The sequence below is a fragment of the Burkholderia sp. CpTa8-5 genome, from assembly GCF_017815045.1.
Lineage (GTDB): Bacteria > Pseudomonadota > Gammaproteobacteria > Burkholderiales > Burkholderiaceae > Burkholderia > Burkholderia sola.
On sequence record NZ_JAGIQD010000021.1, the window covers coordinates 36,772 to 55,981 of the forward strand.

The 19,210-nt window shown below is 68.2% G+C and carries 16 protein-coding genes and 1 pseudogene; 6 read left to right on the plus strand and 11 right to left on the minus strand.

Translation table 11 applies throughout. From position 1 onward, the window contains the following. Positions 1 to 87 precede the first annotated feature (87 nt). Positions 88 to 978 (plus strand): LysR family transcriptional regulator, encoded by an 891-nt coding sequence (locus J8I35_RS25960; RefSeq protein ID WP_209927664.1) that lies wholly within the window; start codon positions 88 to 90, stop codon positions 976 to 978. Here the strand turns inward: J8I35_RS25960 and J8I35_RS34695 are convergent. After that, positions 951 to 1,160 (minus strand): annotated as a pseudogene (locus J8I35_RS34695) (hypothetical protein); the annotation flags it as partial. The gene J8I35_RS25960 and the pseudogene J8I35_RS34695 overlap by 28 nt on opposite strands. A gap of 446 nt (positions 1,161 to 1,606) precedes the next feature. Beyond that, positions 1,607 to 2,659: an RNA-guided endonuclease TnpB family protein gene (locus J8I35_RS25965; protein ID WP_209927666.1), complete on the minus strand. Its 1,053-nt coding sequence runs from the start codon at positions 2,657 to 2,659 to the stop codon at positions 1,607 to 1,609. An 89-nt stretch (positions 2,660 to 2,748) separates the two neighbouring features. Between J8I35_RS25965 and J8I35_RS25970 the strand changes: the two genes are divergently transcribed. Beyond that, the gene (locus J8I35_RS25970) at positions 2,749 to 3,909 is read left to right on the plus strand and encodes a porin (protein WP_209927668.1); all 1,161 of its coding nucleotides are present in this window, start codon (positions 2,749 to 2,751) and stop codon (positions 3,907 to 3,909) included. A 405-nt stretch (positions 3,910 to 4,314) separates the two neighbouring features. Then, the gene (locus J8I35_RS25975; RefSeq protein ID WP_209927670.1) at positions 4,315 to 5,526 is read left to right on the plus strand and encodes a transglycosylase SLT domain-containing protein; all 1,212 of its coding nucleotides are present in this window, start codon (positions 4,315 to 4,317) and stop codon (positions 5,524 to 5,526) included. A gap of 143 nt (positions 5,527 to 5,669) precedes the next feature. Here the strand turns inward: J8I35_RS25975 and J8I35_RS25980 are convergent, their stop codons facing one another. Beyond that, entirely contained in the window at positions 5,670 to 6,005 is a 336-nt protein-coding gene (locus J8I35_RS25980) for a hypothetical protein (protein WP_050013741.1), read from the minus strand. 281 nt (positions 6,006 to 6,286) lie between these two features. Continuing rightward, positions 6,287 to 7,033: a MipA/OmpV family protein gene (locus tag J8I35_RS25985; protein ID WP_209927672.1), complete on the minus strand. Its 747-nt coding sequence runs from the start codon at positions 7,031 to 7,033 to the stop codon at positions 6,287 to 6,289. 244 nt (positions 7,034 to 7,277) lie between these two features. On the opposite strand from J8I35_RS25985, the gene J8I35_RS25990 reads away from it, so the two are divergent. Together J8I35_RS25990 and J8I35_RS25995 are read left to right on the plus strand one after the other, a co-directional pair. Then, positions 7,278 to 8,003: a response regulator gene (locus tag J8I35_RS25990; RefSeq protein ID WP_089488636.1), complete on the plus strand. Its 726-nt coding sequence runs from the start codon at positions 7,278 to 7,280 to the stop codon at positions 8,001 to 8,003. Then, entirely contained in the window at positions 8,004 to 9,386 is a 1,383-nt protein-coding gene (locus tag J8I35_RS25995; RefSeq protein ID WP_209927674.1) for an ATP-binding protein, read from the plus strand. 45 nt (positions 9,387 to 9,431) lie between these two features. Here J8I35_RS25995 and J8I35_RS26000 read toward each other — a convergent pair whose 3' ends face one another. From J8I35_RS26000 to J8I35_RS26025, 6 genes are all read right to left on the minus strand, one after another. Then, entirely contained in the window at positions 9,432 to 10,472 is a 1,041-nt protein-coding gene (locus tag J8I35_RS26000; protein ID WP_176016779.1) for an iron ABC transporter permease, read from the minus strand. Next, complete coding sequence (locus tag J8I35_RS26005; protein ID WP_089488333.1) at positions 10,469 to 11,461, minus strand: ABC transporter substrate-binding protein; 993 nt, start codon at positions 11,459 to 11,461, stop codon at positions 10,469 to 10,471. The genes J8I35_RS26000 and J8I35_RS26005 overlap by 4 nt, the downstream gene beginning before the upstream one ends. Further along, on the minus strand, positions 11,458 to 12,234 hold the full coding sequence (locus J8I35_RS26010; RefSeq protein ID WP_050013788.1) for an ABC transporter ATP-binding protein: 777 nt from the start codon (positions 12,232 to 12,234) through the stop codon (positions 11,458 to 11,460). The genes J8I35_RS26005 and J8I35_RS26010 overlap by 4 nt, the downstream gene beginning before the upstream one ends. 20 nt (positions 12,235 to 12,254) lie before the next feature. Continuing rightward, positions 12,255 to 14,345 (minus strand): TonB-dependent siderophore receptor, encoded by a 2,091-nt coding sequence (locus J8I35_RS26015; RefSeq protein WP_209927727.1) that lies wholly within the window; start codon positions 14,343 to 14,345, stop codon positions 12,255 to 12,257. Positions 14,346 to 14,680: 335 nt separating this feature from the next. Then, positions 14,681 to 15,121, minus strand: coding sequence for a nuclear transport factor 2 family protein (locus tag J8I35_RS26020; protein ID WP_209927676.1), 441 nt, complete (start codon positions 15,119 to 15,121; stop codon positions 14,681 to 14,683). A 46-nt stretch (positions 15,122 to 15,167) separates the two neighbouring features. Further along, positions 15,168 to 17,192, minus strand: a complete 2,025-nt coding sequence (locus J8I35_RS26025; RefSeq protein ID WP_209927678.1) for an NADPH-dependent 2,4-dienoyl-CoA reductase — start codon at positions 17,190 to 17,192, stop codon at positions 15,168 to 15,170. A 153-nt stretch (positions 17,193 to 17,345) separates the two neighbouring features. On the opposite strand from J8I35_RS26025, the gene J8I35_RS26030 reads away from it, so the two are divergent. After that, positions 17,346 to 17,897: a PadR family transcriptional regulator gene (locus J8I35_RS26030; RefSeq protein WP_179233129.1), complete on the plus strand. Its 552-nt coding sequence runs from the start codon at positions 17,346 to 17,348 to the stop codon at positions 17,895 to 17,897. A 159-nt stretch (positions 17,898 to 18,056) separates the two neighbouring features. Here the strand turns inward: J8I35_RS26030 and J8I35_RS26035 are convergent, their stop codons facing one another. Continuing rightward, the gene (locus J8I35_RS26035; RefSeq protein ID WP_124595119.1) at positions 18,057 to 19,037 is read right to left on the minus strand and encodes an NADPH:quinone oxidoreductase family protein; all 981 of its coding nucleotides are present in this window, start codon (positions 19,035 to 19,037) and stop codon (positions 18,057 to 18,059) included. Between the last annotated feature and the right edge of the window lie 173 nt (positions 19,038 to 19,210).

The following is a 19,210-nucleotide window of genomic DNA, read 5'->3' on the forward strand; positions in this document are numbered from 1 at the left end:
GTGGCGCGAGGACGGCACCATGGTAGACAACGCCGAGCAAAAATTAAATCAATATAAAATTGGCTGATTCACAAACGGAATTGATGAATGATCCGCGAACTGAAAACCCTCGTCGCCGTCGCCCGCGAAGGCACCTTTGCCGCGGCCGGCAACCGTATCGGGCTCACGCAGGCGGCCGTCAGCGCACAGATGCAGCGCCTCGAAGCCGAGCTCGGCTTCGCGCTGTTCGACCGGCAAGGGCGATCGGCGCGGCTCAACGAGCGGGGCCATCACGTGCTCGACCAGGCGCAGGCGCTGATCGGCCTGTACGAGAACCTGAGCACGGCCGCGCCCGGCTCGCCCGCCGCCGTGCGCGTGACGATCGGCGCGATCGCATCGGTGCAGAGCGCGCTGCTGCCGGCCGCGCTGGCCGATTTCCATCGCCGCCATCCGGGGTGCCGCACGCGCGTGATACCCGGGCTGTCGATCGAGCTGGTCAACCGCGTCGACGCGGGCGAAATCGACATGGCCGCGATCATCCGGCCGCCTTTTGCGCTGCAGAGCGACCTGCACTGGACCACGCTCGCACAGGAACCGTTCCGGCTGATCGTGCCGCGCGGCGTGAAGGGCAAGGACTGGGCCGCGCTGCTCGCGAACGAACCGTTCGTGCGCTACGACCGCGCGTCGTTCGGCGGCCGCCAGGTCGACCGCTTTCTGCGCAAGATGCACATCGCGGTGCGCGACACCTGCGAACTCGACGAGCTCGACGCGATCGTCAAGCTGGTCGAGAACGGCGTCGGCGTCGCGATCGTGCCGCAGACCGCCGTGTATCGCCGCTGGCCGGCCGGCGTGCGCGCGATCGACCTCGGGCATCACACGTTTCATCGCGACATCGGGCTCGTGCATCGTGCGCGGCGCACGATGTCGGAGCCCGCGCAAGCGCTGGCGCAACTGATCGAGGCGGCGTCGCGGCGGCGCGCGGGCGCGAGCGTTTCGTAGTCCATCGTCACGCCTTTCTCGTACGCGAAGATCGCGGCGTTGTCGGGTTGACCGTACACGGTCGCGATCGTGATCGCGCCGAGCCCCGGCTTGCCACGGCTCATCGGCGCCTGCTTGCCGTACGCATTCGTCGTGCCGGCCGGCAGCCCGGCCGCGATCGGATGCGGCGCGTTGACGAGCCAAGGCGAGTTCGCGGCCCGAGTTTCAACGTGCGGCGGCTACGACGCACCGACGGTTCGTGACGTGGCGAGACGAGGCCGTCATCGCTCACGCGCGACGCGCATTTATCACATTCATTTCAGCGCAGCCGATTCAATTCGTTAAATAACGATTTGACGGATCGAAAACAATATCGAGATCGCGGTAGTTCACCCGCAAAACACGCCGAATTATCACGACATGCGCAAAGCCCACTGAAAAACCGGTGGAATGGCAGCCCATTGATACGCGCTTATCAATAATCCTGATCCCTCAACGGTGAATTCCGGGAAACATCGCTGTCTACATCAGGCCACAACGAAGAATTCCACTTTTGCCGTTCAGTGCGGCTCTGTAGTCTCCTGCTCTTCCGGATCACGAACCCACACCTATGCGCAAAGGAGATGAATTGACGTCCTCCTACGCCAGCCTAAAGGCGGAGGATTCCCACACCTGGCGATGCACGTCCGCATCGGAGAATGTTCAGCGCAGCGTTGATATCTCGATCATGCTCGACACCACAGTCACTGCAGGCCCATTCTCTTATTCTCAGTCCCGCGATACCTTTCGGCCGCGTCGTGCTGGCTTGCGACCCGCACGCCGAACAGGACTGGGTCGAACCGCTTTCGTCGACTTCCTCGAACGTGGCTCCGTGCGCGATCGCTTTGTAGCGGAGCTTGTTCCGGAAGGACGACCAGGATGCGTCGTAGACGCTTTTCGCCATCCTGGTTCTGGCGAGTTTGACAGCCGACACGTTGCCAACCGCGATGTAATCGAAGCGCTGCACCAGATCGAGCGCGAGCTTGTGCTGGAAGTCGGCGCGGGCATTCGCCGCCTTCGCGTGCAGCTTCGCGATATGCCGCCTGTGCTTTCGCGCCCGCTGCGCTTTCGCCAGCTTTTCCGCCGCTCGTCGACCGAACTGGCCATTGGGCAGTTTCTCGCCGGTCGAAAGTGTGGCGAAGTCTTTCAGGCCGAGATCGATACCCACACCGGAACGAATCGGGCGGGCCTGCACGTCGGGCATCTCGATCACGATGTTGAGAAACCAGTTGCCGCGCGCATCCTGCGCAAAGTTGCTCCCGTCCTTGATCTTGCCTTCGGGAAGCGGTCGGCTGTTGAACACGCGAAAGGTGTTGCCGGCGAAACGAAACGCGTCGCCCTCGCGCTTCAGGTCTCGGCCCTTCAGCGGCACCCAGCCGAGCGACTTCCTGCCGCGATAGCGCAGGTACGGCCGACGGTGCTGGTTGCGCGACTTCGCATATTGCTCGCATGTTGCGTTGACCGTGCCGGAGTGAATACCGAGTTCCTTGCTGCTGCCGGTCGTGAGCACATTCAAGTCGAATCCTGTAGGCCACTTCTTGCCCCAGTTGAGCGCGTGCTTCTGCGTGTCGTTGCAGAAGTTCCAGACGTAGTTCACCGCACGGCTCTGCTTGTTGAGCAGTCCGTTGAGCGATTTCACCCGGTAGCGGTAGACAAGGATCATGCAGGTGATCCTAACCCCTGGGAAAAGCTGCCTGTCAACAGCAATCCTTTCCTCCCCGTCCTGAAGGACGGGGTTTCTCGGAGCAACTGATGAAACGCACGGCCCTCTCAATGTTCGCCATCGCGTCGTTCGCGGCGACGTCCGTCGCGCATGCGCAGTCGAGCGTCACGCTGTATGGCGTGATCGACACGTCGATCACCTATGTGAACCATGCCCAAGGCAAGGACAACGCGTGGATGCTCGGCAACAGCAGCGCGGGCAATCTCGCCGGCAGCCGCTGGGGCGTGAAAGGCACCGAGGATCTCGGCGGCGGGCTCAAGGCGCTGTTCCAGTTGGAGAACGGCTTCGACCCGAGCAACGGCCGGCAAGGCCAGGGCGGCCGCCTGTTCGGTCGTCAGGCCTTCGTCGGCCTGACGAGCGACCGCTACGGCACGCTCACGTTCGGCCGCCAGTACGACCCGCTCGTCGATCTCGTGCAGGGCATCACCGCCGACAACTATCTGGGCAGCGCGTTCGCGACGCCGGGCGACGTCGACAACTACGACAACAGCTTCCGCGTCGACAACGCGGTCAAGTACACGTCGGCCGTCTATGCGGGCCTGCAGTTCGCGGCGATGTATTCGTTCGGCGGCATCGCCGGCAGCACCGGCGCCGCGCTGTCTTACTCGGCCGCCGTGTCGTACAACAACGGGCCGTTCAGCGTCGCGGGCGGCTACTTCCACGCGACCAACAGCCCCGCGTCGAACGGCGTGCGCAACGGCTGGACCAGCTCGTCGGACGGCACGTTCGACGGCCCGATCAACAGCGGCTATGCGAGCGCGCACGCGTTCGGCATCGCACGCATCGCGGGCCAGTACGTCGCCGGCCCGTTCACGTTCGGCGTCGGCTACAGCAACGCGCAGTACCGCCGCGACGCAAGCTCCGTGTTCGGTTCGAACGAGCACTACAACACGGGGCAAGGCTTCGTGAACTACCAGGCGACGAACGCGCTGCTCGTCGGCGTCGGCTACAGCTACACGCGCTCGGGCGGCGACACGTCGGCGACCTATCACCAGGTATCGGCCGGCGCCGACTACAACCTGTCCAAGCGCACCGACGTCTACCTGACCGCCGCGTACCAGCACGCGAGCGGCCAGACCGGCGACGGCAACGGCGGCTCGATGGCCGCGCAGGCGTCGATCGGTTCGTACGGTTACGCGGGCACGAGTTCGCAGACGATGGTCAACCTCGGGCTGCGCCACCGTTTCTGACGGCGATACCGGCGGATGGCTTGCCGCGCGCCGCGCGGCAGGTCGAATTCGCATTGCGCAGACGGCGGCTTCGGCCGCCGATTTTTTATCGTTTTCTTTCGCCCCGCCAATCGCTGCCGGGGAATTTTCCCTTTCGCTCCGCTTATCGCCAGCTTCGCCGCTCGAGTGACGTAATACGTCAGCTTTCGGGTCGTCGCCATAGCACCTGCATTCGCACCAATCTCGGCCATTTTTACCGATCCCGTAGCACGTGGGGCCGTGATCCGGCGCGATAAAAATGCGCGGCGCACGCACGGGCAAATGCAAAGGAAAGTTTGACGCGAGCCATTTGCCCGCCTGCTATGGCACACTTCGCGTCTGCGTAATTTCCTTGCACCGGGCGGTCGGATTCCGCCCCATCCTGCCATGTCGCGTCATACCACTCGCCCGCTCAGCCGCCACACGCTGACCCTCGCCTCGACGATCGCGCTGTCGTGCGCGCTCTCCGGCGTCGCACGGGCCGATTGCCTGGACGACGCGGCCGCGTTCCAGCACGTGAGCGTCGCGCTGATGCGCGGCATCGCGCAGGTCGAGTCGGGGATGAATCCGAACGCGGTGAACACGAATACCAACGGCACGGTCGACATCGGGCTGATGCAGATCAACAGCACGTGGCTGCCGACGCTCGCGCGCGAAGGGATCACGCGGGAAAGCCTGTTCGATGCCTGCACGAACGCGTATGTCGGCGCGTGGATCCTGTCGCAGAACATCCGCCAGCTCGGCCCCAACTGGAACGCGATCGGCGCGTACAACTCCGCGTCGCCCGACAAGCGCCTCGCGTATGCGCGCAAGGTCTATGATGCAATCCGGACCATGCCGGATTCGCCGGATACTCCCATGCCCATCCTTCCACCGTCCTTTACGCCGCCGCAACAGGCACAGACGTACAACCCGTTCGCGAGCCTGAGCGTGTCGGCGCCGCCCGTCACGCGCGCCCGCACGATCTCGCCGGGCTCGCCGCCTGCGGCGCCGCAGGGCGGCCCCGCCGGCCCGGCCGGCACGTACAACTTCGGCTGGACGGTCACCGGCGCCGACCAGGCCAAGCCGACCCAGGTGTTCGACGACGGCGCGCGGGTCTACGTGCAGTTCAGCGACATGAAGCACGTGCCGGCGATCTTCACCGAGACGTCGGCCGGGCGCGTGCTGATGTCGTGGGAGCTGCAGTTTCCGTATGCCGTCGTGACGCGTCCCGCGCAAACGTTGATCTTCCAGCTCGGGCCGTTCGAAGCGCGGGCGCAGCGCAGTGCGGCGGCCGCAGGCATGACCGCGCAGGCGGGGACGGCGACGGCCGGGGCATCGGCCTCGGCATCGAAGAAGTCGGCCGGAACCGCAATGAACGCGGCGACGAACACGGCGGCCAATACGCCAGCGAAACGCACCGCGTCGGCCGATGCGCTGTGGTACGTGAATACGCCGTCGACGTCGGGCACGGCGACGGCCTCGCCGTCGACCGCGAATATTCCCGCCACGCTGCCGACGGCCATCACGTCGAACACGCCGCCGCCCGCGCCGGCTCAGGCACCGGCCGCTCAGCCGTCGCGCGCCAGCGCGGACGCACTGTGGTACATCTCGAAGTGACGCACGTCCGAACGCATGCGCATCGCGGCGATTGTTTCCGTGCGGTCGTCGGCAGTTCGCGCGCGGCCGTGCCGCGCTTCGTGAAATACGCGCGCAGATAGCGCGACGTCGACGACGCCGGTGGCGGAATCGTCACACCGCCGTCACCCGCGCCGCACCCAGATCACTTTCCCGTCGCGAATGCCGAGATTGCGGCGCTCCTCCCGGTAATCCATCGTGCCCGGCAACGACTTGCCGTCGCGCTCGAGCACGCGCCACAGGCAGCCGTCGAGCAGCGCGCTCGCATCGGCCTCGTTCTTGCCGACCAGCGCTTCGTCCGGCGCGGCGTCCGCCTTGCATGCCTGCGCGGCGCCCGGCTGCAACGGGGCCCTGGCCGCGCCACCGGCGGTGGCGTTGCGGTGCTTCGTGTCCATGTCCGCACATCCAGTAAAGGTTGCGCCCGCAACGAGTGCAACGAGCATCGCGATCGTGTTCTTCATCGGTTTCTCCGTGTCGTGGCCCGGCGGTCGATGTGCGGCATTCGTGCACGACCGGGCATCGCATGCGTGATCGGTTCCGCACGCTGCCGGCCGTTTCCTGCCGGAGCCGGCCCGCGCATGGCGGCCTTTTGCGACCCGGCCGAGCCGCGTCGGCGCCGCCGCGTCGGAGGCCGGCCTGACGCCGAACCCGCCCGCATGTTACCGCACGCGGTTCGCGGCGACGGCGCGACGCCGACGCATCGTGTGCGCGCCGCGCGCGCCGGCCCGCGTCGGCAATCCGCTCAGAACTTGTACGTCACGCCCGCGATGCCGTAGTAGTTGCTGCGCGACTGCACGATCGGGCTGTCGCCCGCGCGGCCGAGCAGCCGCGTCACGCCACCGGTCGCGAGCACCGACCAATGCCGCGACAGCGTCCAGTTCCATGCAACCGCCATCGACGCATTGTCGATCCCGCCGCTCGCCGAATACGGCCGGAACCGGCTGGTCATCGACTGTGCATCGGTCACGCCGTAGAAGGTCTGCATGTAGCGGCCCGAACCCGCGTGCACGGTGCCCGTCACGATGATCTCGTGCTGCGACGTCTTGAGCACCGGCACCGCGAGATCCACGTGCCCCGACACGCCGCGCGACGTATGCGTCACCGGCGTATCGATCGTGACGCTCAGCTCCGCCGTGTCGAAGAACGTCACGCCGGCGCGCACGCCGACGAGCACCGAGCCCGGAATCCGGCCCATGCCTTTCAGGTAGTCGGAGCCCGGCAGGTCGAAGCGGTTCTCGTCCGCGCGGCCCGCGTCGTAGTTCACCGCCGCCGACACGAACGCCCCATGCGGCAGGTCCAGCCGGTAGCCCGCGCCCTGCGTGCTGTCGACGAAGAAGCCATTGCCGAACGTGGCGGAAAACGACGGCGCAACGACGCCGCGATACTGTTTGCTGCCCGGGTAGCGCGGTGCGACGCCGCCGCCGAGCGACAACGAATACTGGTTTTCCGCGTGGGCGGCGGCGGCGAGGGTCAGGCCGGCGAGCGGCATGCAATAGCGGTAGCGGCGAAGGGATGGGCGCACAATATTGAGATATGAGTGACGAAGCCCGCAGTCTAGGTGCCGCCCCGCACCGAGACTGTCCTGAATGTGCGGCAAATGTGTGCCCAATTGTGTTCGATTGTTCGCGATTGTCGCCCCGCTGCCCCGGCGGTCGATCCGCCGGATAGAATTCGCGTGCCGCGCCGCGCATCGGTCTGCCGGGTGCGAGATGGCGCGTGCGTCCGAGGAGACCATGAACGAAGTTCCACTCAAATACCGCGTGCTGCTGATCGAGGACGACGACCGCCTCGCGCAGCTCGTGCGCGAATACCTCGACGGCTATGAATTCGCGGTGACGGTCGTGCGGCGCGGCGACCTTGCCGTCGCGGCAGTGCGCGAGCACCAGCCGGCCCTCGTGATACTCGATCTGATGCTGCCGAATCTCGACGGCATGGAGGTTTGCCGGCGCATCCGCGCGTTCACCAACGTCCCCGTGCTGATCCTGACCGCGCGGGCGGACGTGTACGACCAGGTCGCCGGGCTCGAGACGGGCGCCGACGATTACGTCACCAAGCCGATCGAGCCGCGCGTGCTCGTCGCGCGCGCCCGCGCGCTGTTGCGCCGCGCGCAGCCGGCCGCGGCGGAAGCGCCCGCGGCCGCGCCCGACGCGCTCGTATTCGGCGAGCTCGCCATTTCGCCGCCGAACCGCACCGTCACGTGGCGCGGCGAGCCGGTCGAACTGAAAACCGCCGAATTCAATCTGCTGCTGATTCTCGCGCGCGCGGCCGGCACCGTGCTGAGCCGCGACGACATCCTGAAGCAGTTGCGCGGGATCGAATTCGACGGACTCGACCGCTCGGTCGATTCGGGCATCTCGAAGCTGCGCCGCCGCTTCGAGGATGCGTCATCGGAGCCGCACAAAATCAAGACGATCTGGGGTCGCGGCTACCTCTTCAGCCCTTCTGCGTGGGACGAATAAATGCTGCGCCCGTTGCTTCGGTTGTACCTCGTCGTGATCCTGTTCGTCGGCGCGTCGATCATGTTCATCCAGCTGTCGTTCGACCGGATCTTCTACGAGCGCGGCGCGCAGGCGCAACGCGACTCGCTGACGACCTATTCGTTCGTGCTGAACGACTACCTCGAACGCCATCCTGGCGCGCAGCGCGAGCTCGCCTTGCGCGAATTGGCGCTGCACGGCCGCGAAGGGTTCGGCTTCATGTCGGTGGCCGACGCGCGTGCGCAATTGAGCGGCGCGCCGCTGCGCGACCTCGATGCCGGCAAAATCGCGATCAGCTATAACGGCAAGGATTACTACATGCCGCTCGCGGACGGTTCGGTGCTGCATGCGCGCCCGATCGAGGCGCCGGATCTCGACATCCGCATCTATGCGTACATGCTGCTCGCGCTCGCGACGCTGTTCGCGGTGGTGCTGTGGATTCACTATCACTGGCGCGACATTCGCCGGCTGCAGGACGCCGCGCGCGCGTTCGGCGCCGGGATGCTGTCGACACGCGTGAAGGTGTCGGGCAAGTCGAACATCTACGAGCTGTCGCAGCAGTTCAACGACATGGCCGCACGCATCGAGGCGTCGATCAAGCAGCAGCGCGAAATGATGCACGGCATCTCGCATGAACTGAAAACGCCGCTCGCCCGGCTGGAGTTCGGGCTCGCGCTGCTCGCCGACGCGGACGAAACGGGCCGGATGCGCGAGCGCCGCGACGCGCTGCGGCGCGACGTGCGCGAACTCGACGAGCTCGTCACCGAGCTGCTGACGATCGGCCGGCTCGAACAGGGGGCAAGCGAGCTCGCGCCGATGGAGGTCGTCGTCGACGCGCTGATCGACAGCGTCGCCGGCAACGTCGCGGACGACATCGCTGATCGCGGCATCGCGCTCGACGTGTCGACGCTCGACGCGCCCGCGGCCCACGTCTGCGATCCGAAGCTCGTCGCCCGCGCGCTGCTGAACCTGATCCGCAATGGCGCGCGCTATGCGTCGCGCAAGGTCGTGCTGGCCGCCGCCCGCGACCGCTCCGGCGCGCTCGTGCTGAGCGTCGATGACGATGGCCCCGGCATTCCGCCCGCCGAGCGCGCCCGCGTGTTCGAGCCGTTCCAGCGACTCGACTCGAGCCGCGACCGGCAGACCGGCGGCTTCGGGCTCGGGCTCGCGATCGTGCGGCGCGTCGCGCAGGTGCACGGCGGCGACGTGCGGCTCGAGGATTCGCCGCTCGGCGGCGCGCGCTTCGTGATCACGCTGCCCGTGCGCGCGCTGCCGGACAGCCTCTTCGACGTCGCGCAGCACGTCGCGAACCGGCACGCCGATACGCGCCGCCGCAGCGGCATGACTAGCGTCGTCCCGCTTTGATGAAACGGGCGGCGGGCCCCGCCCGCCGTCGCCGGCCGCGCGTCGTCAGCGCCGGCGCAGCAGCGCGACGAAGAACAGGCTGCCGAACAGCGCGGTCACGATGCCGATCGGCAGATCCTCCGGCGCCGCGAGCGTGCGCGCGGCGACATCGGCCCACACGAGCAGGATCGCGCCCGTCAGCGCGGCGACCGGCAGCAGCCGGCCGTGCTCGGCGCCGACCACGCGACGGCACAGATGCGGCGTCACGAGTCCGACGAAGCCGATCGCGCCGCTGACCGCGACCATCGCGCCCGTCGCGAACGACGCGACGACGAACACCTCGCGTCGCATCCGCGCGCTCGGCACGCCGAGCGACGCGGCGGCGACGTCGCCCGACATCAGCGCATTCAGTTCGCGCCGGCGCGCATGGAGCGCGCAGCCGGCAAGCACCGCGCACACGGCCGGCACCGGCAGCAGATCCCAGCGCGCGAGCCCGACGCCGCCGAGCATCCAGAACAGCACCGACGACGCGGCGCGCTGATCGCCGAGATACAGCAGCAGGTTGCCGAACGCGGCCATCATGAACGACACCGACACGCCCGCGAGCAGCAGCCGGTCCGATTCGAGCCGGCCGCTCCGGTAAGCGAGCGCGACCACGCATGCGGTCGCCGCAAGCGCGCCCGCGAACGCGGCGGCCGACAGCGTGAACGGGCCGAACGCGGCGCCGGCCACCACCGTGACCGCGATCGCGCCGAGCATCGCGCCCGCGCTCACGCCGAGCAGGTGCGGATCGGCCAGGCGGTTCGCGGTCGCCGCCTGCAATGCGACGCCGACCGCCGCCAGCGTCGCGCCGACGATCGCGGCCAGCAGCGCACGCGGCATCCGGATCAGCCATACGATGCTGTCGTCGCCGGCGGCCGCCGCGAACGCATCGCCGCCGCCGACCGCCGACGCGACGTGCGCGGCGACGATCCGCACCGCGGCCGGCATCGCGATCGGCGCGGGGCCGAACGCGGCCGATGCGACGATCGACACGATCAGCAGCGCGGCCAGTCCCGGCAGCACCACGCGCATGCCGGGCCGCGCCGCCTGCCCGCGCACGCTCATCGTGCCGCTGCCGCGAATGCGGCCGGATACAGCGCGCGGGCGAGCGTCTCGACGGCCGCGACGTTCTCGGGGCCCGGCGTCGCCGCATCGTACGGAATCACGACGAAGCGCCGGTCGCGGATCGCGGCCACGCGCGCGAGCGCCGGCTGGCTCGACAGGAACTGCCGCTTCTGCGCGGCCGTGACCGCCGAATAGTCGACGATCACGATCACCTGCGGATCGCGCGCGACCACGCTTTCCCAGCTCACCTGCGTCCAGCTGCGCGGCAGATCGTCCATCACGTTGCGCGCGCCCGCCGCCGCGAGCAGCGCGGTCGGCATCGCGAGGCCGCCCGCCGTCATCGGCTTGTCGGTGCCGCTGTCGTACACGAACACGCGCAGCGGCGCCGGCCGCCCGATCGCGCGCGACACCGCCGCCAGCCGCGCGCGCATCCCGGCGACGACCTGCGCGGCGCGCGCATCGACGCCGAAGATCCGGCCGAGATTGGTCAGGTCGCGGAACACGTCGTCGAACGACGCGGCCGACTGCTTCATCACGTGCGAACACGATTCGGTCAGTTCGTACGTGCGGATGCCGAACGGTGCGAGCGTCGCCGGCGTCACCGGCCCGCCGACGTGCATCCCGTAGTTCCAGCCCGCGAGATAGAAGTCGGCGCGCGCAGCGGCCAGCACTTCCAGCGACGGATACTGGCTCGCCAGTTCGGGCACGCCGCGCAATGCGTCGCGCACGCGCGCGGTGCCCGTCTTCCAGCCGCCGATGCCCGTATAGCCGACGAGCCGGTCTTTCAGGCCGAGCGCGAGCATCATCTCGGTGAGGTTCACGTCGTTGCTGACCGCGCGCGTCGGCGCGCGTTCGAACGTCACGTCGCGATCGCAACTGCGCACGGTGACGGGATAGGCGAGCGCGTGAACGGCCGCGCCGCCGAGCACGGCGGCGGCGACCAGGCGGCGGACGACGGAGGACAGATCAGCAAATGGCATGGCGGTCATTCCGGATGAAGCGGCGTGATGCGCGGGCGGCCCGTGACGGGATGGCGATCGACGAGCGCGGCGACGCCGAACACGTCGCGCAGCAGCGCTTCGGTCAGCACGTCGTCCGGGGCGCCGGACGCGACGACGCGGCCGTGCGCGAGCACATGAAGCCGGTCGCAATATGCGGCCGCGAGATTGAGATCGTGAATCGTCGCGAGCGTCGCGATGCCGAGGCGGCGCACGCGCGCGAGCAGTTCGAGCTGGTGACGCAGGTCGAGATGGTTGGTCGGTTCGTCGAGCAGCAACAGTTCGGGCTGTTGCGCGAGCGCACGCGCCAGCAACGCGCGCTGTTTCTCGCCGCCCGACAGCGACGCGAAGCGCTGGGCGCGACGCTCGACGAGGCCGACATCGTGCAGCGCGGCTTCGACGATCCGGCGATCGTCGGCCGACTCCGCATCGAACGGCCGCTTGTGCGGCGTGCGGCCCATGCCGACCAGTTCGTCGACGGTCAGCCCGAAATCGTCCGGCGTTTCCTGCTGCAGCACCGCGATGCGCTGCGCGACCGCGCGCGGCCGCATCCGCCACACGTCCTGCGCATCGAGCGCGACGCGGCCGGCGTCGGGCCGCGCGTAGCGGAACACGCAGCGCAGCAGGCTCGTCTTGCCGCTGCCGTTCGGGCCGACCAGCCCGACGAATTCGCCTTCGGCCACCGTCAGCGTCACCGAATCGAGCACGTCCACCGCGCCGCCGGGAGACCAGCTCACGCGTTCGATGTCGAGCATGTGGGTGATGGAGCGCACTTCGTCTCGCCCTAGAAGCGCATCGTCGCGACGAGCTCCGCCGAGCGCGACGGGCCGAGCAGCCATTGTTCGCCGCCGTTCGACGTCGTCACCGCGTACGTGCGGTTCGCGAGATTGCGCAGATACAGCGCGAGCTCGGTGCGCGACGTCGGCTGCCAGCGCAGCGACGCATCGAACACCGTGTACGACGGCACCTGCACGCGATTCGCGTCGTCGCCGTACGTCGCGCCGACGTAGCGCACGCCCGCATTCGCGTGCCAGCGCTCGGCGAACGCCCAGCCGAGCCACAGGTTTGCCGTCTGTTGCGGCACGCCGGACGGCACGTTGCCGGCCCGCGACACCGTCGCGCCGCCGACCGTCTGGTTGAAGGCGTCGTAGCGTGCGCGCAGCAGCGCGACGTTCGCATCGATCGTCCAGCCGTGCGGCAGCCGCGCGCCGCCGGTCAGCTCGACGCCGCGCGACGACTGCCGGCCGACCTGCTGGCGCAGCGCCGGATTGAACGGGTCGGCGCCGAGCAGGTTGCGCTTCGTGATGTCGTATACCGCGAACGTCCAGTACGCGCGACCGTCGAGCAGCGTCTGCTTGAGCCCGGCTTCCCACTGTTCGCCGGTCGCGAGCCGGTAGCCCGCCTGCGACGCGGACAGCGTCACGAGCGAGCCGACGCCCTCCGCGCCCGTCGTGTACTGCGCATACGCGCTGAACGTCGGCGCGACGTCGAACACGAAACCGGTGCGCCAGCCGACGTTCGCGAACCGCTTGTCGAAACCCGCGCCGGTCGCCGCCTGCTCGCGGCTGAACGCGATGTGGTCGTAGCGCAGACCGCTCACCCACGCGAGCCGCGGCAGCACGTCGAGCCGGTTCTCCGCGAATACCGCCACCTGCCGCGCGCGCGTGCCGAACTGCGGCACGGTCGGGTCGGGGCTCGTGAACATACCGGGATCGAAGCCATGCGCCGGTACCGTCGTTTCGCCGCCGTACGGCGAATTGTTGATGCCGCTGAACGTGATCCGGCTGAATTCCGTGCCGACGACGAAACGGTTCGCGCGACCGAACAGCATCCCGTCGATGCGCGCGCTCAGCCGATCGCCGATCTGCCGCTGATGGTGGCCGATGTCGAGATAGTCGCCGCGCGTGACACGCCCCGTCGCCGCGTCGAGCGCATACGATTCCGCGTTGCGCCAGTGGCGGTTCGACGTCAGGTAGTAGAGCTGATTGTCGATCGTCACGCCGGACGCGGGCCGGTAGCGCGCCGACAGGCGCGTCCACTGGTCGTAGTACGAAATCGTCGCGTCGCCGACCGTGTAGTTCAGCTTGCGCAGCGACGAATCGAGCACGCCGTTCGGCGCGGGCACGCCATAGTACGTCGCGGGCATCTGGCGCCCGTAGTCGTAGTCGAGCGTCAGCGTGAGTCGTGGGCTCACGTCGAATGTCAGCGCGCCGCCGATGGCCGTCGTATGCGTATCGGCCCGCTCGGCGAGACCGTTCGCGCGCGCATCGCTCGCATAAAAACGGTACGACAGCCGCGGGCCGAGCGCGCCCGTCGTATCGAACGCGAAGCGCTTCGCGCCGTCGGGGCCGATGCCGGCCTGCAGCGTCGTCTCGCGCGTGCGCTGCGGCCGCTTCGGCACCACGTTTACGACCCCGCCGATCGCCCCTTCGCCGTACAACACCGATGCCGGGCCGCGCAACACCTCGATGCGCTCGACCGACCACGTGTCGAACGGAAACGTGCTCGTGCCGGCCGCCGGCATCAGCCGCACGCCGTCGAGCAGCGTCATCACCGATTCCTGCCCGCTGAAGCCGCGCACGCTCAACGCGGTGCCGCCGGTGCCCGGCGCGATCGCGCTCGCGAAGCCGGCGGTGCGCGTGACCGCATCGAGCACCGTGCGATCGCCGCGTGCGTCTATCGTATCGGCCGTGACGGCTTCGACGCTCGCGGGCGTGTCGAGGCTCGCGAGCCCGAGCCGCGAGCCGGTTTCGAGCGGTTGCGTCAGCGGGTCGGTCGGTGCGGACGAAGCCGTGACGTTGATCGCCGGCAGCGCGTGCCGGTCGTCCGGTGACGATGCAACGGCTTCGGCGGCCAGCGCGCCGGTGGTCGCGATCGCGCAGCCGACCAGGGTCGTGCAACTGCGTGCCGCGCGCGTGCGCCAGGCGCTCGCGTGCCGGCGCGGCGCGGCATGGCGCCGCTCCCCGCGCGCCGGGGTGGGTCCGATTCTCGTCACGTCGTATCGATCTTCGTTGAATGTCGTCGCACGCGAGCGGCCCGGGCAGCCGGCCGACCGGCGACGAAAACGTCAGATGATACAATATATCAACTTGGTCCGTCAGGATTTTGACAGCTTGCGTTGCCGCGCGCCTCGTCAACGCTGCGCACCCCCTCGCGCGCGAGGCGCCGCAACGCGGCCGCAAGCCGGTTGCACGCTAGCCGCCACCGCGCTCAACCGCCGGTCTTGAACGCCGGCAACTGCTGCCCGAGCCGCGCGCCCATTTCCGCGCCGAGCGCCTGCAGTGCATTGAACGGCCGGATCATCACCTCGAACTCGACGATTCGCCCGTCGTCGTCGAAGCGGATCATGTCGATCCCCTTCAGCGCCTTGTCGCCGATGGTCGCGCCGAATTCCAGCACGACGCTCGTGCCGTCGTCGGCCGCGAACTGGCGGTGATACGTGAAATTCTCGAGGATCGTGATCACCGTGCGCAGCGCCATCAGCAGCGCGGGCGCCGGCCCGTACGACTTGAACGCCATCGGCGAGCGGAACACGGCGTCCGGATGGACGATCGATTCCAGCGCGCCGAAATCCTTGCGTTCGACCATCGCATGCCATGCGTCGAGCGATTTCGCGACGGCGGGATGAAGATGCAGCGGGGAATGTGTCATCGAAGTCTCCAGCATCGTGGTGGGACGGAACAGAAACGAATCGGTATCAAAGGGTCGCGGCCAGCGTCGTGCCCTGGTGAATCGCGCGCTTCGCATCGAGTTCGGCGGCCTCGTCCGCGCCGCCGATCAGGTGCACGCGGCATCCGGCGGCCTGCAGTTGCTCCGCCAGCTCGCGCGACGGCTCCTGCCCCGCGCAGATCACCACGTTGTCCACCGGCAACGTCCGGTCGACGCCGTCGATCGTCACGTGGAAGCCGTCGTCGTCGATGCGCCGGTACGTGACCGACGACGACATCCCGACGCCGCGCGCCTTCAGCGCGGTACGGTGTATCCATCCGGTGGTCTTGCCGAGCCCGTCGCCCACCTTCGAGGCCTTGCGCTGCAGCAGATGCACGTGCCGCGCCGCCGGTTCGGGCCGCGCTTGGCCCAGGCCGCCGGCATTCGCATACGACCGGTCGACGCCCCATTCGCTGAAGAACCGGTCCGCATCGACACGCCCGGCGCCGTCGCGATGAACGAGATACTCGGCGACGTCGAAGCCGATGCCGCCCGCGCCGACGATCGCGACGTTGCGACCGACCGCCTTGTCGTCGCGCAGCACGTCGAGATAGCCGAGCGCCTTCGGATGCCCGATGCCGTCGATCGGCGGCGTGCGCGGCACGATGCCCGTCGCGATCACCACTTCATCGAATGCTTCCTGCAACAGCATCTCGGCGGTCGCACGCGTATTGACGTGCAGCGCGATGCCGCGCAATTCGATCTGCCGGCGGAAATAGCGCAGCGTCTCGTTGAACTCGTCCTTGCCGGGCACCTTCTTCGCGATATTGAACTGGCCGCCGATCTCGGCGCCGGCTTCGTATAGCGTGACCGCATGACCGCGCTCGGCCGCCGTGACCGCGAAGCCGAGGCCCGCCGGCCCGGCGCCGACCACCGCGATCCGCTTGCGGCGCGGCGCCGGCTGGATCACGAGTTCGGTTTCATGACACGCACGCGGATTCACGAGGCACGACGTGATCCGGCCGCTGAACGTATGGTCGAGGCATGCCTGGTTGCAGCCGATGCACGTGTTGATTTCGTCCGCGCGCCCTTCCCGCGCCTTGCGGACGAACTCGGCATCGGCGAGGAACGGCCGCGCCATCGACACCATGTCGCAATAGCCGTCGGCGAGCAGTTGCTCGGCGACTTCCGGCGTATTGATCCGGTTCGTCGCGACGAGCGGGATGCCGACCTTGCCCATCAGTTCCCGCGTCACCCACGCGTATGCTGCGCGCGGCACCTTGGTCGCGATGGTCGGAATGCGCGCCTCGTGCCAGCCGATGCCGGTATTGAGGATCGTCGCGCCGGCCGCCTCGATCGCCTGCGCGAGCCGGATCACCTCGTCGAGCGTCGAGCCGCCTTCGACGAGATCGAGCATCGACAACCGGTAGATGACGATGAAGTTCGCGCCGACACGCTCGCGCACGCGCCGCACGATCTCGACCGCGAAGCGAATGCGGTTGTCGTACGCGCCGCCCCACGCATCGTCGCGATGGTTCGTGCGCGCGGCGATGAATTCGTTGATCAGGTAGCCCTCGGACCCCATGATCTCGACGCCGTCGTAGCCCGCATGCTGCGCGAGCGCCGCGCATCGCACGAAATCGGCGATCGTCTCGTCGACCTCGTCGCTCGTCAACGCATGCGGCGTGAACCGGTTGATCGGCGCCTGCAGCGCGCTGGGCGCCGCAAGCGCCGGGTGATACGCGTAGCGCCCGAAATGCAGGATCTGCAACGCGATCCTGCCGCCTTCCGCGTGCACCGCACGCGTCACGACGCGGTGACGTTCGGCTTCCGCTTCGGTCGTCAGCATCGCGCCGCCCGGCGCCGGACGGCCGCGCTCGTTCGGCGCGAATCCGCCCGTGACGATCAGGCCGGCCTCGCCCCGTGCGCGCTCCGCATAGAACGCGGCCATCCGCTCGAAGCCGTTCGGCGCTTCCTCGAGGCCGACGTGCATCGAGCCCATCAACACGCGGTTCCTGAGCGACGTGAAGCCGAGTTCGAGCGGGGTCGTCAAATGCGGATAACGGGAGGTCATCGGGGCGTCTCCATCTTTTATGCAACAAGTTGCACGGATGGTAGCGCGTCGACTTCGTTTGTGCAACATGTTGCATAAACATACCTGCGCCGTTTGTGCTGCGGCCCCGATATGGCAAGATTCGGTTCATTGCGCAGCCTTCCTCGATCCGACATGTCCCTGCCTCACGCGCTTCTCACCGCCCTCGCCGAACGCCCTGGTTCGGGGTCCGAGCTCGCCGACCGTTTCGATCGCTCGATCGGCTATTTCTGGCAGGCGACGCATCAGCAGATCTATCGCGAACTCGGGCGTCTCGAGGAAATGGGTTGGGTCGAATCGCTGCCCGCCGAGTCCGGCCGCGGCCGCAAGCGCGCGTACCGGATCCTGCCGGCCGGCAAGAAGGAATTGCGCCGCTGGATCGCCGAACCGGAAGATCCGACGCCGCTGCGCGAGGCGTTGATGGTGCGCCTGCGCGCGGAAGCCGTGCTCGGGCCGGCCGGCCTCGAGCACGAGATCCGGCGGCGCATCGCGCTGCATCAGGAAAAGCTGGACTTGTATTTGCAGATCGAGGCGCGTGATTTTTTGGCGGACGGCGATTCGGCGGACGGCGATTCACGCACGAAGCGCCTGCAGCATCTGGTGCTGCAGGCCGGGATCGCAAACGAACGGTTCTGGGTCGAGTTTTCGCAGCACGCGCTCGACACGCTGCGTTTGCCGAAGGATTGAAGCCGCTGGCGAAGGCCGGCCGGCGGTCGTTTCACCGCCGCTCGGCCTCGTGCGCCCGACTACGTAATCGCGACGCCTTTACAGCAGGTCGCACCGCGCCCGCTTTCGTGAAGCACAGGCCGCGCAGCCTGCGTTGAATCGCCGCGCGGCGAACCCGGATCACGCATCCGGCAAAATCACCACCTTGCCCTTCACCTGCCGGTTCGCCATCCGCGCGATCGCATCGGCCGCGCCGTCCAGCGACACGCGTTCGGTGATCGTGGGCCGCACCTTGCCGGCCGCGAACCATTCGGCGAGCAGCCGCATGTTCGCCGCATGCTGCGCCGGATCGCGACGCACCGCATCGCCCCAGAACACGCCGAGAATGTCGCGCTCCTTCAGCAGCGCGAGGTTCAGCGCGAGCTTCGGGATCTCGCCGGCCGCGAAGCCGACCACGAGGAACCGGCCGCGCCATGCGGTCGCACGCAACGCCGCCTCGCTGTATGCGCCGCCCACCGGATCGTAGACGACGTCGGCGCCGCGCCCGCCGGTCAGTTCGTCGACGCGGCGGCGCAGGTCTTCGGTCGCATAGTCGATCGTCTCGTCGGCGCCCGCTTCGCGGCACAGCGCGAGCTTGTCCGCGCTCGACGCCGCCGCGATCACGCGCGCACCGAGCGCTTTCGCGATCTCGATCGCGGCGATGCCGACGCCGCCGGCCGCCCCGAGCACGAGCAGCGTCTCGCCCGCCTGCAGGCGCGCCCGCTGCTGCAACGCATGCAGCGACGTACCGTACGCAAGCACGAGCGCGGCGCCCTGCTCGAACGTCATGCCCGGCGGCAGCGCGGCGAGCTGGTGCGCGTCGGCCACGCACTGCTGCGCGAACCCGCCGTGGCCGGTAAACGCCATCACCGAATCGCCGGGCCGCCACGCGGCGACGCCGTCGCCGACCGCGTCGATCACGCCGGCAAACTCGGCGCCCGGCGAAAACGGCAGCGCCGGTTTCACCTGATACAGCCCCTGGACGATCAGCGCGTCGGGGAAGTTGAGCGACGCCGCCTTCACCTGGATCCGGACTTGCCCGGCAGCCGGTTCTGGAATCGCGACGTCCTCGATGCGCAAACGGTCGATCGGGCCGAATGCGGTACACAACAGGGCTTTCATGCGCTTCTGTCTCCTTGCGCGGCGTGGCCGGGCATCGGTACGGTGTGCGGGACATCTCCCCGTGGCCGGTTCACGACGCATATGCGATGCCCTACGGCATCGGCAACATCGTCAGAACGCGAGATCGCGTCGCGACATCGACAGGCTGATCGTGCTGCCTCCCGAGGTGCCGG

What these genes read in the sequence shown, in the direction of transcription:
- J8I35_RS25995 (WP_209927674.1), top strand. Translation starts at nt 8,004, where the DNA reads ATGCTGCGCCCGTTGCTTCGGTTGTACCTCGTCGTGATCCTGTTCGTC.
- J8I35_RS25965 (WP_209927666.1), bottom strand. Translation starts at nt 2,659, where the DNA reads ATGATCCTTGTCTACCGCTACCGGGTGAAATCGCTCAACGGACTGCTC.
- J8I35_RS25985 (WP_209927672.1), bottom strand. Translation starts at nt 7,033, where the DNA reads ATGCCGCTCGCCGGCCTGACCCTCGCCGCCGCCGCCCACGCGGAAAAC.
- J8I35_RS26020 (WP_209927676.1), bottom strand. Translation starts at nt 15,121, where the DNA reads ATGACACATTCCCCGCTGCATCTTCATCCCGCCGTCGCGAAATCGCTC.
- J8I35_RS26025 (WP_209927678.1), bottom strand. Translation starts at nt 17,192, where the DNA reads ATGACCTCCCGTTATCCGCATTTGACGACCCCGCTCGAACTCGGCTTC.
- J8I35_RS26030 (WP_179233129.1), top strand. Translation starts at nt 17,346, where the DNA reads ATGTCCCTGCCTCACGCGCTTCTCACCGCCCTCGCCGAACGCCCTGGT.
- J8I35_RS26035 (WP_124595119.1), bottom strand. Translation starts at nt 19,037, where the DNA reads ATGAAAGCCCTGTTGTGTACCGCATTCGGCCCGATCGACCGTTTGCGC.
- J8I35_RS26000 (WP_176016779.1), bottom strand. Translation starts at nt 10,472, where the DNA reads ATGAGCGTGCGCGGGCAGGCGGCGCGGCCCGGCATGCGCGTGGTGCTG.
- J8I35_RS25990 (WP_089488636.1), top strand. Translation starts at nt 7,278, where the DNA reads ATGAACGAAGTTCCACTCAAATACCGCGTGCTGCTGATCGAGGACGAC.
- J8I35_RS25970 (WP_209927668.1), top strand. Translation starts at nt 2,749, where the DNA reads ATGAAACGCACGGCCCTCTCAATGTTCGCCATCGCGTCGTTCGCGGCG.
- J8I35_RS25975 (WP_209927670.1), top strand. Translation starts at nt 4,315, where the DNA reads ATGTCGCGTCATACCACTCGCCCGCTCAGCCGCCACACGCTGACCCTC.
- J8I35_RS25980 (WP_050013741.1), bottom strand. Translation starts at nt 6,005, where the DNA reads ATGAAGAACACGATCGCGATGCTCGTTGCACTCGTTGCGGGCGCAACC.
- J8I35_RS26005 (WP_089488333.1), bottom strand. Translation starts at nt 11,461, where the DNA reads ATGACCGCCATGCCATTTGCTGATCTGTCCTCCGTCGTCCGCCGCCTG.
- J8I35_RS25960 (WP_209927664.1), top strand. Translation starts at nt 88, where the DNA reads ATGATCCGCGAACTGAAAACCCTCGTCGCCGTCGCCCGCGAAGGCACC.